Genomic DNA, 15,358 nt, shown 5'->3' with positions numbered 1-15,358 from the left:
AAATGGACCATGCGAGATTCGAACTCGCGACCTCCTGCATGCGAAGCAGACATTCTCCCAACTGAACTAATGGCCCACGAAAACCTCACCTTTTTATAATACACTACTTTTGCAACTTGAGAGCATTAAATTTCAAAATTTCTGATAATAATTTGACAATTCTAAGAACGGGAGCAGTCTAATTTCCGTTGTATAATAATCATTACTGATATTGGAAGGGATGATCTATATGACAACAATCGATCGCGACTTCATTGCTGGATTAACCTTAACAGAAAAAGCCAGCTTAGTAATCGGTCATGATTTTTGGTTTACCGCTCAGGTTTCACACGTCAGACCGATGATGATGACGGACGGTCCATCAGGATTACGTAAGCAGTCCGCCGGCGCTGATGCCCTTGGCATTAACGACAGTGTCAAAGCCGTTGCTTTTCCAACCTCTGCCTTGACCGCCTGCTCATTTGACGAAAGCCTTCTTCATCAGTTAGGTGAACAACTGGGAATCGCTGCGCGGGCTGAAGACCTTGGCGTCCTGCTCGGGCCTGGGGTCAACATCAAACGCAGTCCCTTGGCTGGCAGAAATTTTGAATACTTTTCCGAAGACCCATTGGTTGCTGGTAAATTAGCAACGGCGTATGTCAACGGTGTTCAAAGCCAAGGCGTCGGTGTAAGTGTTAAACACTTTGCCGCAAATAACCGCGAAAATGAACGTTTTACATCTTCTTCAAACATTGATGAACGAACGTTGCGTGAAATTTACCTTTCCCAATTTGAACGGATCGTCAAGGAAGCTCATCCAGCCACCATCATGTGCTCATACAATAAATTGAATGGTGTCCAGGTCTCTAATAACCAACGACTGTTGACGGATATTTTACGTAATGAATGGGGATTTGATGGCCTCGTGATGTCAGATTGGGGTGCCGTAGTCGACCACGTTGCCGCCATCAAAGCCGGACTCGACTTAGAAATGCCTGGTAAGGGGCAAGCATCGATCGATGAAATCGTCACTGCCGTTAAAGAAGGACGCTTACAAGAATCACGTTTAGATATTGCCGTTGAGCGGGTACTCAAGATGGTTGAAAAGTGGCAACCGGCAACTGATCAGGTCCAAGATTATGATAAAGAAGCTCAACACCGCTTTGCCCGTCAGGTGGCTGACGAAAGTATCGTCCTTTTGAAAAATGACCAACAAGAACTCCCCCTCCATCCTAATCAAGAAACGGTCGCTATGATCGGTGAATTAGCTGCCCAGCCACGCTACCAAGGTGGCGGTAGTTCACACGTCAACGCCGTCCGGGTCGTAACTCCCCTCGACGCTAAGCCCACCAACGTAACCTACGTGCAGGGCTACTCGTTAGCAGACGATGACTCTGACGCCGCCCTCTTCGACCAGGCCATCGCAGCAGCGACAGCAAGTGATCGGGTTATCATCTTCGCTGGTTATCCAGAGGAAATGGAATCAGAAGGTTTCGATAAAACCGCCATGTGCTTACCCGAAAACCAGAACCAGCTTATCATGGCCGTCGCCAACGTTAATCCGCACGTCACGGTCGTCCTGCAGAATGGTTCCGCCGTTGAAATGCCGTGGGTTAATGACGTCCAAGCGGTTGTCGAAACATACCTCGCTGGTGAAGCCGTGGGAGAGGCTACCTGGGATATTCTAACAGGTAAAGTCAATCCATCCGGCAAGTTAGCCGAAACCTTCCCAATCAAGGTCTCCGATAATCCCACCGCCCTTTCCTTTAACCAGGATCAAACCAATGAAAACTACCATGAAGGTCTCTTTGTTGGTTACCGTTACTACGACAAAAAGCACCTGCCCGTCCTCTTCCCGTTTGGCCACGGCTTGAGCTATACCGACTTTACCTATGATCATTTAGAGATCAAAGCAGGTCCTGATACCGTCACCGTGTCCTTCAATGTTACGAATACCGGTCATGTCGCTGGTAAAGAAACCGCTCAACTCTACATCGGTAATCAAACTAGTCCCGTTGAAATGCCGCTTAAGGAACTACGTGATTTTGCAAAAGTTGCACTAGAACCTGGCCAAGCGCAAACTGTCACCATGGTTCTTCCAAGACGGTCTTTTGCTTGGTATAACTCAACAACTGGAACTTGGGAAGCCGATAATGGCGAGTACCTGGTGATGGTTGGTTCTTCCTCCCGGGATATTCGGCTCCAAAAGTCATTTAACCTCACCATTGGCACTGATCAACTGGCCAAAATCACAGGTGAGACCTACGTGCATGAAATTTGGCAAACCGGTAATCAGCGCATCGAAGAGGCCCTTCAGCAATCAGGTCTCGACCAAAAATTGGCTGCATTACTGGGTCACGGTAGTGATGCGATTTTTGCTAATATTCCCCTCCGTTCATTAGGAATGGCTGGGATCACGAATGACCAGATTCAACGATTTATTCGTCTCGTCAATGACTAATTGACAAATTCTCACGAAAAATTAACCACGCGTTAATTGACTTGCGGCTTAAATTGTCACTAAAATTAAAACTGTAAGCAATTACATAATTACGATTAATGGAGGAATCAAAATGCAAAACTTTACGACGCAATTGTTCTTAGACGTCAAGAAATTTGAAAAGTATCAAGAAATGCTCAAGAAGTCTGTTCACTTGGCCCAAGCCCAAAGTGACGACTACCAATTAGCTGGTTTTCCAAATAGTCGAGTTTACCGGCGGATCATTGGAATTCTGGCCGACCACAGTGAAGGCATGACCAATTCTGAATTGATCTTTGAACATGACTTCCGGCCAAGTGAATTCAATGATGGCGTGAAGGCCCTTGTCGACAACGACCTGGCAACCACCAAGCAAATCGACGAACACCATTTTCACATTGAATTGACCGAAAAAGGTCGCAAGTGGGCTGAAGGTCTCGACAACCGGCGGGATAAAATCGCAGATGCAGCTTACGGTTCATTAAATGAAGACGACCAACGTGAATTAGACCGCATCGTCAACAAATTGATTGATGACTACAAAGGTCGCGATGTTAACTACACCGCATTGAGTGAATTGATCTAATCAGTTCTATAAATATAGGGCTCCAGCATTCGGTTTTACCGGATGTTGGAGCCCATTGTTGTACTGCGCGCTGTTCGTGTTACAGCGATCTTTCAGGAATTATGTCACAACCCCTTTTTAATTTTGGACGTGCTGACATCTTAATCCTGATGATCAACGTTGGTCATCTTTAGCATATTCATCCATTTATCGTATTGTTCTTCGGTTAACTTACCGGACTTTAAGGCAGCATCCTTTAAAGTGCTCCCAGCCTTATCAGCGGCTTGGGCAATCTTGGCACTGTCATGGTAACCGATATGTGGTGAAAGGGCAGTAACGGTCATTAAGGAATTATCCACTAATTCAGCCATCCGCTTTTCATTCACCGTCATCCCATGGATCAGCTTGTCAGCAAAGCCAGTAATTGTTCCGGTTAATAAGTCAGCAGATTCCAGGAAGGCGTCAATTAAAACCGGTTTATAAACATTCATTTCAAAGTTACCTTGTGATGAAGCCATAGTTACCACAGTATCATTACCAAAGACCCGAATAGCGGCCATCGTCACTGCTTCTGCTTGGGTCGGGTTAACCTTACCGGGCATGATTGAGGAGCCTGGTTCGTTAGCTGGAATGTTTAATTCACCATAACCAGCCCGGGGACCTGAAGCTAGGAACCGAATGTCTTGAGCTAACTTAAACATATCCGCAGCTAAGGTTTTCAAAGCACCATGAACAACATTTAAGCCAGAGTGGTTAGCTAACCCGTAGAACTTGTTAGAATCAGCGGTTAAGTCTAAACCATAAACCTCGCTTAACTTTTCAGCAATCTTCTCCGGCATTCCTTCAGCAGCGTTTAAGCCAGTCCCAACCGCAGTCCCACCAATTGCTAATTCTTCAAGGGTTGGTTCCAACGTCTTGATGTATCGAAGGTCGTGTTCAAGTGAAGCAACATAGCCTGAAAGTTCTTGGCCAAAAGTCAATGGCACAGCATCTTGTAAGTGCGTCCGACCAACTTTAACAGTTTTCATGTACTGATCTTGTTTAACCTTTAATTCATCGATTAAGTGTTGAACAGCTGGCCTCAATTTATTCAAGGCTTCCAAGGCGACTACATTCATGGCCGTCGGGAAGGTGTCGTTAGAACTTTGACCCTTGTTAACATCATCATTAGGTAAGATTTCAATCTTAGGATTGATTTCGTGAGCCTTGTGCGCAACTACTTCGTTCGTGTTCATGTTGGTTTGAGTACCAGAACCAGTTTGATAGACCTTTAATGGGAAATCTTTCCGTAATTTCTCATCATCTAATGCCAACAACTCGTCAACTGCCTTAACGATTAAGTGACCCTTTTCGTCGGAAATTGCTTTAGTTTCCACGTTGGCTAAAGCAGCTGCCTTCTTAATGTTCAAAAGAGCACGAATAATTGCTAATGGCATATATTGACCAGTTGGAAAATTATTCCGGCTCCGTTCAGTCTGGGGTCCCCATAATGCACTAGCAGGAATCTTGACGGGACCTAACGTATCTTCTTCAGTACGATATTCTGACATTTGCAAACCTCCAATTAAATTGACGAATGTTAACAACTCGTGAACTGTTAGTCATCATTTATGCCTATATCCCAAAATGTTCATTAATTGTTGTTCGATGACAGGTAGCCAAACCTTTAAGTACCCTTCCTGAGTCGGGTGAATGGCGTCAAACATTGCATTGGGCCGTGCTTTCAAACTGGCATTGGCCCCTTGATCATGGTACAGGTCAATGATTTTAACCCCCCACTTAGCATGCAATTGTTGCAATTGATCAATCAATTGCTCGTAATTGGCGGCCGGCTGCAACTGCGGACAAGTAAAGAAGATCAACGGACAGTGCCAGTGTTGCGCAACGTAAGCACAAACTTCTTCAATTGCGCCAATCGTTGTCTCAGTATCAAAGTCATCACGCTGATCATTTGGTGTGATTTTCCCCACTGGCTTTCCTTGCCGATCATCGTTAGTCGAAAGCTGACACATTACCGCATCATAGTTTGCTGCCGTAAAATCATGCTTTAAACGATAAAGATAACCTTCTTGATCATCACCCGCTAAGGTCGTACCAGATATCGCGGATTTTGTGCAGAACATTCCATCGTGAACTTGCAAGTAATCACTGAATGCTACCCCGTGCGCTGCAAAACCATAGGTAATTGATGAACCAAGAACCGCGAGTCGTTTCCCGTTTAACGGCGAGTTTGGTTGATAGGTAACCTGATCCAGTCCAAAAACATCGCGATTACCCTTTTGGTATGCTGGTGACTTCTGCAGGGCCTCCAGCACCTTTTGAAATTGTTTGACGTCACTCATTTGTGTGTCCTCCCTTCGGGGCAATTATACAGCTAACCGTCAGCCATTACAGCATGCAAGCTTTATATCATCAAACGACTAACTAGATGCACTTTATTTTGGTCATTTGCCCTTTAAATCATCGTAAATATAGTGAAATATCTTTTGGTAAGAATTATACAAGGCCCGTTCGGTCGGATTGTCGCGGGGGACATAGTAGTGGTGACCAATTAAATTGGTTGGCAGATATTGCTGTTTAGCAATCTGGTTTGGTTGTTCAAAGGCATCGAGCATTTTACCAGCACCACGTAATTCACGAGCGCCTTTGTAATGAGAATCACGCAGATAGGTGGGCATCGGATGTTGTTGGTTGTTCATTGCATCCTGTTGAGCTCGTGCATACGTCCATCGAACCGAATCTGACCGTCGTGAAATACACAGTAAAATTGTCGCCATCGTCAAATGTGAAGTTGCCCGTGGCAAACCAATTTCACGGGCATTATTCGCTAAATTAATGATTTGATTGACCCGCTCTGGATTGGCTAAGCCAATCGTGAGCACCGCAGCGTCCTTGATCCGGCGAATGACCGAATCTAAATCACCGGCTTCTAACAGCACGGCCATGTAATAGAGTGCCGCATCAGTATCCGAGCCCTCAACGGAATCTTGAAATGCCGATAAGTAATCGTAATGCTGAGTGGCATCCTTGTCGTAAGCGAGGTGTTGATTTCTTGCAAAATCTTCGATTGCCGCTAAATTAATCTGCTCACCATGCATCGCGTGGAGAGTATCCAGCATATTCAACGCTACTCGGACGTCGCCATTGCCAGAATTGGCAATCGCGTGGGCTTCTTCGTGAGAAAGCTGTACTTGCAAATCAGTTGCTGCCCGCTGGACAACCTTTTCAATATCATCGGCCTTCAACGGTTGGAATTCAAAGATTTGGCAGCGTGACCGAATTGCGGGTGTAATACTCATAATCGGATTTTCCGTCGTCGTCCCGACCAACAGCACATTGCCATTTTCGAGAAACGGTAACAAGTAATCTTGAACCGGTTTGGTTAACCGGTGAATTTCGTCCAATAGGAGGACAAAACTGTCGTTAGGATGAGCATTGATCAGTTTTTGTAATTGAGCCTTATTTTCGATACTGGCATTGAATTTTTCAAAGGGCAATTGCAGTTGTTGCGCCATTAGATACGCCAAAGTTGATTTACCAACCCCGGGTGGTCCCCAGAGTAACAAAGAAATCATGACGTGGCCTTCGATGATTTGTCGTAATGGTTTCCCTGCTCCTAATAAATGCGTTTGTCCCGCCATTTCGTCTAACGTTGTCGGCCGCATGCGATCGGCAAGCGGTTGTTTAATTGCCATCCAATCCCCCATTTCTGTATTGTCTGTAATCTTATTGGTTACGAATGATTTAAATTATGATTATGTATTTAGCATTATACGAGTATAATGTAATCAAAGCAATTACAGCAAAAGGATGGGAGAAACGTCAAATGAAAGCAGTTGTGATCCACAAAGCTGGTGGACCTGAAAATTTGATCTATCAAGAAGTCCCCAAGCACACGAATACTTGGAAAGTGCCCATAGTTTAGGAAAAGTGGTCGTGATTGTAAACTAAAATAAAGAAGTGGGAGCGTTACAGAAGTCGTAAACGACTTCTGTAACGCTCCCACTTTGTTTATCCAACCCTATTTTTTCTCAACCTTCGTCCCACCAAAAACATCTGACATTGGCACGGCATCCAATGCTGCATCAATTTGTTGAACTTCTTCTTTTGACATCTTAATATCTGCAGCGGCGAGATTGTCCTTGATGCGGTTAAGGTGCCGACTTCCTGGAATTGGCACAATGTAAGGCTTTTTATTGATCATCCATGCCAAAGAAATTTGCGCCGGCGTTGCAGCGTGGCGATCCGCAATCTTGGTCAATAATTCCATCAATTCCCGATTCTTTTGGTAAGCCTGCTCACTGAACTGCGGCATTTTATTGCGCAAGTCACCTTCGCTAAACTTACTCTGGTGAATTTGTCCCGTTAATAAGCCGTTAGCAAGCGGCGAGAAGGCAACTAACCCAACGTTTAATTCTTCCAAAACTGGGAAGAGCTTTTCGTAGTCTCGGTACATCATCGAATACCGATTTTGTACGGCAGTCACCTTGCAGACAGCGTTGGCCCGGCGAAGATAATCTTCATTGGCTTCCGATATTCCCCAATGAGTAATCTTACCTTCATTGATCAATTCTTGCATTACTTTCGCCACCGTTTCCGGTTCAACGCTTGGATCAATCCGGTGTTGGTAATACAGATCGATGTGGTCAGTATTTAGTCGCTTTAGAGAACCTTCTACCGACCGACGAATCGTCTCTGGGCTAGAGTCAACTTTGAGGCCATTTCCCTCATGTGCAGCAATCCCAAATTTGGTGGCAATTACAACCTGGTCACGAACATCGTGGAGGGCCTGACCAACGATTGATTCATTATAATTGATCGAACCATCTGGGTTAGTTCCTTGATAGATTTCGGCGGTATCAAAGAACCGGTAGCCCATCTCAAAGGCAGCTCGAATATTTTTGACCGCTTCATCGACGTCAGTGGGCTTACCATAACCATGCGAAAACCCCATACAACCAAGACCAATTGCGGTAACCTCCAAGTCATTGCCGAGTGTTCGAGTATCCATTTCGTTATTCATTCCTTTCAATGAAAAAGGGCTCATTAAAGAGTCCCCAAAATGACGTTAATTAATAAACCGGACGGTCGCTGCCCTGAGTATCCGGATCAGCGATGCCCAAACTATCACGACTACCAAAGGTTGGATCTGCCACGATCTTCAAAACCACGTCAGCAATACTCTTCCGGGAACCAGATACCCCGACGAATTCGTCACCCTTGTGCGTGATCGTGTACTTGATTTCATCCCGGTCGTTCAACCATGGCAAACGCAGGGTCGTGTAATCAAGGCCAGATTCTGCGGCCAAGCGATCGGAAACTACTGGCGCATCAGTGTCACTAACTGTGCCACCGAAACACATGTCCCGATTCCACTTACCAAAGGCGCCTGGCACTTCATCGTAAATCCCCAACAAGTTGGTTAAAATCAAACGATCCACGCCGTCCTTCTTCATCGCGTTGATAATATTGTGAGTTGGCCGGTTTTGACCATCATCATGATCAATGACCGCATTGAAAACCATGTCTTGCCCTTCAATCGCCTTTTCAACATCGGCAGGATTGTTCAGATCCCCTTCGACTAAGGTAACCCGGGGGGTATTCTTCAGGTTGGCTAGTCGATTGGTGTTGCGCAGCATTAACGTTAATTCAACATCCTTAAATTGATCTTCATTTAAAATCCGGTCTTCAACGAGCCGGGCGATTTGCCCGTTAGCCGCTAAAATTGCTAACTTCATAATTTAAACCTCCAAAAATTGTTTAGTAGTAACGACGATTCTTGTTAACCTTGGCGATCTCAGCCATTTCGTCATCTGTCAAAGTAAAGTCAAAGATATCAATGTTGTCCTTAATGTGTTGTGGATTCGTCGACCCAGGAATCACAATAAAGCCCATCTGGGTGTGCCAACGGAGAATAATTTGCGCGTTGGACTTGTGGTACTTGTCTGCCAATTTGGTAAAGATTGGTTCATTCATTAAAGAACTGTCACCAGAACCAAGTGGGTACCAAGCCATTAAACGGGTGCCATACGGCTTCAAGATTTCACGAGCAGCAGTTTGTGGGAAGTACGGGTGGGCTTCAGCTTGTAAAACTTGGGGCTTAATTTCCGCAAAGTCTAATACTTCCTTCAATAAAGAATCACGCCGGTCAAAGTTTGAGATCCCAATCGCGCGAATCTTACCAGCACGGTAGGCCTTTTCTAAAGTCCGGTAGGCCGTCTTCCAATCACCACTCGGTTGATGAATAAACAGCAGGTCGATGTAGTCTAAGCCCAACCGGTCCAGTGCCTTATCGACCGCATCCAAATCAGTATATGAAGTTGTCCAAAGCTTCGTGCTGACAAAGAGCTTCTTACGATCAACGCCGGAGTTACGAATACCACGACCAACACCATCTTCGTTGTAATACCCTTCGGCAGTGTCGATTAATTGATAACCAGCCGCAATCGCGTCTTCAACCGCCTGTTGGGCTGCAGCTGATGACATCCGAAAGGTCCCTAAACCAGCCTTTGGCATTTCAACATCATTGTTCAACTTAAACTTTTCCATAACCTATCACCTCAATGAAACTTCATATTTTCGCCCATATCCTAATCCTTGTAGTTCACTGCAAGGCAAGTAGTTTACAACCTTAATTCCGTGGGGCGAGTGGTAAGATAACCAGAACGCCGATCAAGACAGCCAAGCCAATTAATTGATTCAACATGTTAACGACCTCTTTTCTGATTTCCATTTCTTGATGGTTTTATTATATGGAAGATACCACTAATAAAAAATTACTTAATGGGTATGATAGTATGCATAATTCGTATGCTAGCCAATTAAAAAATCGCCCCTATCTTTCACATCTCAGCGAAAAATAACGGCGATTTTACACGTTAATTTACATTTGATGAAAACCAGCTTGGTTGTGATTGAGAATTTTGACGTCCTTCCCCTGCTCTTGAGCTTCTTGAACCCGGTTTTCACCCCACTCGGACATGGCAATCAGGATGTCTCGTAAGCTCCGCCCTTCGTCAGTCAACGAATACTCAACTTTCGGCGGAACCTGCTTATACACCCGCCGTTGAACAATGCGGTCAGCTTCCAACTCACGTAACTGACGTGTCAAAACTCGTTGTGAGACATTCGGAATTAGTCGCGCCAGTTCTCCAGTACGGAGTGTTCCCTGACCAAGGTGACATAGGATGATTGGCTTCCATTTACCGCCAATCACATCTAAGGTTGCTTCCACGGCAATATGATAAATTTTGCGCACAATTAACCTCCTTCTCCTTAGCCACCAAAGCCCTCCATTTGGCCAAATTGATGGCGAAAATCTGCAGTTTGCTGATCACTAAAATTCATTGCATTAAGAAAGCCCGTTCGTAATTCCGTCTGCAGACCACCAGGCAACCCAACTAGATCCATATCTGTTGGTGATAGTACATAGCGAATTGTTTTCTCGTCATCCGCCTGCACCTTCTCGATCCAGTTTGGTTCCCGCAATAATTCACGTCCCATTGCCGCTAAGGCTGCCCCATCGTTAAGGGCCGCTTCAGCATCGGCGGGCGATTGAATATTTCCCACTTCAATCAGTGGTTTCCGATCCGCAATCACTTTTAAAATTTTATGATTAAGGGATTCCTGATCATCCGGATCCAATAATGAAGAACGCTTGCGGTCACCCAATGAAGTGTGTAAGTAGTCCACCGGTTGATCACTCAACATGTCAACAAGCTTAAGTGTATCACCAATCCGAATTCCGGGATCGGACAGTTCTTCTGGTGAAAATCTATAACCAACGAGAAATGGGCGAGCTGCGTTTGCGTCTACTACCCGACGTACTTCTTTAATCACTGCTTTAGCAAAATTCATTCGTTGGTAAACATCACCACCCCAGCGATCAGTACGTTGATTACTATGCGGAGAGAAAAATTGTTGGAGAAGGTATGTATTAGCCCCGTGAATTTCGACACCATCAAAGCCGGCCTTGATTGCCCGAACGGAGGCGGCACCAAAGTCACGAATGACCTGTTCAACCTCCTGTTCAGTCAATGCTCGAGGGACTTCATCAGGGTTTCGATGTGGAGCCACCGCGCTCGCACTGCGTGGCTGATCACCACGTAAAATTTGTCGACTAGTTTTGCGACCGGCATCAAAAATTTGGAGAACCGCCTTTGAGCCCTTGGAATGAACTGCGTTCGCTAACTTCCGCAGGCCAGGAATAAACCGGTCATCGGCAACTGATAATTCTCCTTCAAATCCCTTGCCATCTTTGTTGATATTTGCCACTTCGACAATTACCATCCCGACGCCAGACCGCATTTTGTAAAATTTCACTTCTTCATCTGAAACTGTCCCATCAAAAAAACTCGACTGGGTTGTTACCGGAGCCATAACGATTCGGTTTGGTAGTGTCACCCCGTTAGTGAACTGATACGGCTTCAAAAATTGGTAATCCTTACTCATCTGACTTTAAACTCCTTTATTGAATTGCTGCTTACAATATAAGGAGTAAGTGATGATTTGTGAAGTAGGCACTTTAACGACCGCTAGTGACAATTTTGTCCCCTTTGGATCGGTACAGGGATTATCGACAAATTTTTTGTCGACTAAGTCCGAATCGTTTCTTGATACCCTCCTTAATCAATCTTGCGTTTCGGGTTTAACAAGTTCATTGGGTCAAACAAAGCCTTAATCTGGTGTTGAACCCAATCAACTTCTTCACCCAATTCGACATTATTCCACTGGTTTTTGAGCATTCCAACGGCGTGTTCTCCAGAGATGGTCCCATCGAGTTCGAGAGCCTTCTTGAACATTGCTTGAAGAACTTCATTGACACTCTCGGGCGTCTCAGTAACGTCCTTACTCCACGTAACAGTTGGATGCAAGTTACCATCGCCAGCATGGCCCGCAGTAAAAATCTGGAGGTCATCATGTTCAGCACTTAATTGCTGAATATAGGCAACCAGTTCGGCCATCTTCGAGGTTGGCGCCGCCATATCTTCCATCACAGCACTGCGACCAGTAAAGATGGCTGGCAACATGTCTTGTCTGAGACTAATAATTTCTTCCTGTTGCTTTTCATCAGTGGCGAGCCGAATATTTTCCGCACCGTACTTATCCATAATCTGGTCAACAATCTGCCGTCCTTCTGGCGAAATCGAATCCACCCGGAAAATGAGGGCCGCACTATTTTCACCAGCTAATGAGGTATGGCGGTATTCATCGAGCGCCCGCAGTGTATTCGCGTCCATGGCTTCCAACATTGCCGGGTAAATCCCGGACATCCGCAACTCTGTCGTGGCCTTAGCCAAAGTTTCCATATTCTTAAAGAAGGCCAGGCCCATCAGTGAATCACCCAAAGGCAGTGGCATCAGTTTGACCGTGATTTCGACAATGACAACCAGTGTTCCTTCAGAACCAACAAACAATTGCGTGAGATCATAGCCAAAGGCCTGCTTGGTGGTCTTACCACCCAGATCCAGGACCTTGCCATCAGCCAGGACTACCTTCAGTCCTAAAACATTATCCCGCGTGGACCCATAACGAACACCGCTTAAACCACCAGCGTTCGTGGCAACATTCCCACCAATTCCTGACATTTTCTTGGAAGCCGGGTCAGGAGCATAAAAGAGGCCATGTTGACGAGCTGCTTGGTCTAAATCATTATTAATCACCCCAGGTTGGACCACTGCATATGCGTCCTCAGTGTTTAACTCCAGGATCTGATCCATTTTCGCTGTTGAGAGAATGAAGGCGCCATCAACCGCATCGGCACCAATCACAGTACTCGTAAAGCGGTTTTGGGTGACGACTGGAATATGAAAACGGCGAGCTGCTTTCATTACCCCTTGCACATCAGCGATCGATCCAGCTTCAATGAACGCCAGCGCCGGACCATGTTGCCCAGCTAATTGCTTGCTGTAGGAATGTTCATCAACCTTTTCAGGATCAGTCACGACCGTCCCATCGGTTACTTGTGCTTTCAAGAAATCAAGAATTTCCGTTTGGTTATAAGCCGGAAAATTGAGTGCCATTTTCAACATCTCCTTATTTTTAGTAACCTCATTATAGCACTCCTTGGTGATAGCGTTTTCTTAACATTGGCTAAAAAAGACCAGGCAAAAGCCTGATCTTTATGCTTTAATCCTAACGCACACTCTGGTTAGTCAAAATGTCATTCACGACATCAGCCAGCGTAATTGTCCGCATCTTTTCAAATGCTTGCGTTTGAATTTGCGCGTAGTATTTTTCTAATGTCTGCTGGATATTACCACCAACAATACATTCGGGGTTGGTTTTTGGATCAACATGAATTAAAACATGGTCCATGTTGATCGCATTAAAGACCTCTAACATTGAGATGTCTGCCAAATCTTTGGCTAATTCTGGTTTTGCAGCCCCCTTATGTGTTTTGATTAACCCCGCATTCCGTAAATCAGACATCAATTGACGCACAACGCTCGGGTTTGATTCGATACTATTAGCGATTGCCCGACTGGAAAGGTCGCCATCTTTGTAAATATATAGGTAACTAAGCAAGTGAATGGCGTCACTCAATTTGTAAGAAAATTTCATAATATGGTTATTTTATCCTGTTAATTTATGATTTGCAAGATTACTTTTTCATCATCATTCCTCCTTCATAATTCATCGAATGAAATAAAAAACGGAAGCCCACAAATGGACTCCCGTCATTCAACGAAAAATAAAAAGTCCACATGTGGATCCATGCGGACTGAAGACAAACTCAAAAAGATTTGAATGTTTTAATACTGCGTAAATGTGATCGCTTGTAACTAATTAGGTGACACATTCTGACTTTATGATCACTTTCAAATTATTAAATTCCTTGTGCATTTTTGGCCAGCCGGACGCCAATACTGTCTAAGACATCCTGCAAAGTAAATTGGTTTAATCTCCCCTTCGCCGCCACATCTGCAGCGTGGTAAAATTCAGTTAATACCGGCTGAATATTTCCACCAACAATACATTCAGGATTGGTTTTTTTGTCAACATTGAACAGTGGCTGATCGCCTTCCACCGCTAGATAAATGTCGTAGAGAGTAATCTTGCTGGGCTCCCGTGTCAACTTAGGGTCTGCCGTCCCGTGAACAGTAGTAATAATTTTTGCCGCCCGTAACTTACTCATTAAGCGGCGAACTACCACCGGCGATGTCTCAATACTCTCGGCAATATTCTCACTTGTTAACGGCACTTTGCCTCGACAAATTTCTATATAGGCCAACGTATGGATGCTATCACTAAAACGAGTTGACACCCGCATTTCCATCAATCCTTTCTAGTCCATAGTCTCTTATTTAAAATCAGCTTTTATTGATTTATGATTGACGAAGTTGTGTTGATGGGTATATATTAACACACGAAATATAACTTTTAAAGTTACAGCAAGGAGGAACCATAATTGAAGCTCGAAAAATTCAAGCTTGCTTCGTTGGTAAGTGCAATGGTACTACTTATCAGTTTTACAATTCCATCACTGGCCAGTGCAAATAGCAATAAACCAATTATCGTGGGGTCTAAAAGTTTTACCGAAAGTAAAACCGTCAGTGAAATTTATGCCATTGCCCTCGAACATGCTGGTTACAAGGTCACCCGGAAGCAAAACATTTCAAACTCCGTCGTTTACAAGGCCGTCCAAACCGGGCAAATTGATGTTTATCCCGAATACACTGGAACAATCGTGGAGGCCTACCTTAAGAAAAACGGCAGTGGTAAAACTTCGGCTCAAATGGCTAAAATAGCCAGCAACGGGGTTAAAAAGGATGGTCTAGTAACATTTAACTACGCTCCTGGCGATAATCGTCAAGCAATTGGAATCCGTACCAGCGTTGCGAAAAAATACAATATCAAATCCCTCAGTGATTTACAAAAGAGTGCTAAAAAAGTGCGGTTTGTATCACAAGGTGAATTCGACAAACGATCTGATGGCCTCCCGGGGATGAACAAAAAGTATGGGAAGTTCAATTTCAAGTCCTCCAAAGATTATGATGATAGTCTCAAATATAAAATTTTAGCACAAGGTAAGGGTGATGTAGCCCCAGTCTACACAACCGATGGACAATTAGCTACCAACAAATACCAGGTCTTAAAAGATGACAAGAACTTATGGCCACCATATAATCTGGTACCATTGCTTAATAAGAAGGCCGCCAAGAGTCATCCAAAAATGGAAAAGACTTTAAATAAAGTTGATGCTAAGTTGACCACTAAGGAATTAACGCAACTAAATAAGAAAGTTGACGTTGATGGGCAAAACTACAAAACAGTGGCCCGGAATTGGTACAACAAGAACATGAAGTAGTTTCAAGAAACTGAGAGCAATCTCG

The 15,358-nt window shown here is 44.6% G+C and carries 14 protein-coding genes and 1 tRNA gene; 3 read left to right on the top strand and 12 right to left on the bottom strand.

The window, feature by feature from the left end:
* Positions 1 to 3: 3 nt before the first annotated feature.
* Positions 4 to 76, bottom strand: a tRNA-Ala gene (locus NFR43_RS03540).
* Positions 77 to 229: 153 nt separating this feature from the next.
* Between NFR43_RS03540 and NFR43_RS03535 the strand changes: the two genes are divergently transcribed.
* Together NFR43_RS03535 and NFR43_RS03530 are read left to right on the top strand one after the other, a co-directional pair.
* Positions 230 to 2,440 (top strand): glycoside hydrolase family 3 C-terminal domain-containing protein, encoded by a 2,211-nt coding sequence (locus NFR43_RS03535; RefSeq protein WP_407658131.1) that lies wholly within the window; start codon positions 230 to 232, stop codon positions 2,438 to 2,440.
* A gap of 112 nt (positions 2,441 to 2,552) precedes the next feature.
* Positions 2,553 to 3,044: a MarR family winged helix-turn-helix transcriptional regulator gene (locus NFR43_RS03530; protein ID WP_251546545.1), complete on the top strand. Its 492-nt coding sequence runs from the start codon at positions 2,553 to 2,555 to the stop codon at positions 3,042 to 3,044.
* Positions 3,045 to 3,184: 140 nt separating this feature from the next.
* Here NFR43_RS03530 and NFR43_RS03525 read toward each other — a convergent pair whose 3' ends face one another.
* The 11 genes from NFR43_RS03525 to NFR43_RS03475 form a co-directional block, all read right to left on the bottom strand.
* Positions 3,185 to 4,573 (bottom strand): class II fumarate hydratase, encoded by a 1,389-nt coding sequence (locus NFR43_RS03525; RefSeq protein WP_251546544.1) that lies wholly within the window; start codon positions 4,571 to 4,573, stop codon positions 3,185 to 3,187.
* A gap of 54 nt (positions 4,574 to 4,627) precedes the next feature.
* Positions 4,628 to 5,365 (bottom strand): SGNH/GDSL hydrolase family protein, encoded by a 738-nt coding sequence (locus NFR43_RS03520; RefSeq protein WP_251546543.1) that lies wholly within the window; start codon positions 5,363 to 5,365, stop codon positions 4,628 to 4,630.
* A gap of 102 nt (positions 5,366 to 5,467) precedes the next feature.
* The gene (locus tag NFR43_RS03515; protein WP_251546542.1) at positions 5,468 to 6,718 is read right to left on the bottom strand and encodes a replication-associated recombination protein A; all 1,251 of its coding nucleotides are present in this window, start codon (positions 6,716 to 6,718) and stop codon (positions 5,468 to 5,470) included.
* Positions 6,719 to 7,044: 326 nt separating this feature from the next.
* Positions 7,045 to 8,034, bottom strand: a complete 990-nt coding sequence (locus NFR43_RS03510) for an aldo/keto reductase (protein ID WP_251546541.1) — start codon at positions 8,032 to 8,034, stop codon at positions 7,045 to 7,047.
* Between the two features lie 61 nt (positions 8,035 to 8,095).
* Positions 8,096 to 8,761, bottom strand: coding sequence for an NAD(P)H-binding protein (locus NFR43_RS03505; RefSeq protein ID WP_251546539.1), 666 nt, complete (start codon positions 8,759 to 8,761; stop codon positions 8,096 to 8,098).
* Between the two features lie 22 nt (positions 8,762 to 8,783).
* Positions 8,784 to 9,572 (bottom strand): aldo/keto reductase, encoded by a 789-nt coding sequence (locus NFR43_RS03500; RefSeq protein ID WP_251546538.1) that lies wholly within the window; start codon positions 9,570 to 9,572, stop codon positions 8,784 to 8,786.
* Between the two features lie 334 nt (positions 9,573 to 9,906).
* Positions 9,907 to 10,281, bottom strand: a complete 375-nt coding sequence (locus NFR43_RS03495) for a winged helix-turn-helix transcriptional regulator (protein WP_251546536.1) — start codon at positions 10,279 to 10,281, stop codon at positions 9,907 to 9,909.
* A 17-nt stretch (positions 10,282 to 10,298) separates the two neighbouring features.
* A complete protein-coding gene (locus NFR43_RS03490; protein WP_251546534.1) occupies positions 10,299 to 11,474 on the bottom strand; it encodes an NADH-dependent flavin oxidoreductase in 1,176 nt (391 codons plus the stop codon).
* 173 nt (positions 11,475 to 11,647) lie between these two features.
* Positions 11,648 to 13,045, bottom strand: a complete 1,398-nt coding sequence (locus NFR43_RS03485; protein WP_251546532.1) for an FAD-binding oxidoreductase — start codon at positions 13,043 to 13,045, stop codon at positions 11,648 to 11,650.
* A gap of 112 nt (positions 13,046 to 13,157) precedes the next feature.
* Positions 13,158 to 13,586, bottom strand: coding sequence for an Rrf2 family transcriptional regulator (locus NFR43_RS03480; protein ID WP_251546530.1), 429 nt, complete (start codon positions 13,584 to 13,586; stop codon positions 13,158 to 13,160).
* Between the two features lie 265 nt (positions 13,587 to 13,851).
* Positions 13,852 to 14,295, bottom strand: a complete 444-nt coding sequence (locus NFR43_RS03475) for an Rrf2 family transcriptional regulator (RefSeq protein WP_251546528.1) — start codon at positions 14,293 to 14,295, stop codon at positions 13,852 to 13,854.
* 180 nt (positions 14,296 to 14,475) lie between these two features.
* Here NFR43_RS03475 and NFR43_RS03470 point away from each other — a divergent pair, with 180 nt between their 5' ends.
* On the top strand, positions 14,476 to 15,333 hold the full coding sequence (locus NFR43_RS03470; protein WP_251547074.1) for a glycine betaine ABC transporter substrate-binding protein: 858 nt from the start codon (positions 14,476 to 14,478) through the stop codon (positions 15,331 to 15,333).
* The last annotated feature ends 25 nt before the right edge of the window (positions 15,334 to 15,358 follow it).

This window comes from Limosilactobacillus caecicola, from assembly GCF_943192935.1.
Taxonomy (GTDB): Bacteria; Bacillota; Bacilli; order Lactobacillales; family Lactobacillaceae; genus Limosilactobacillus; species Limosilactobacillus caecicola.
Note: the sequence above shows the minus strand (reverse complement) of the source record. Positions and strands in the feature narration are given on the sequence as shown.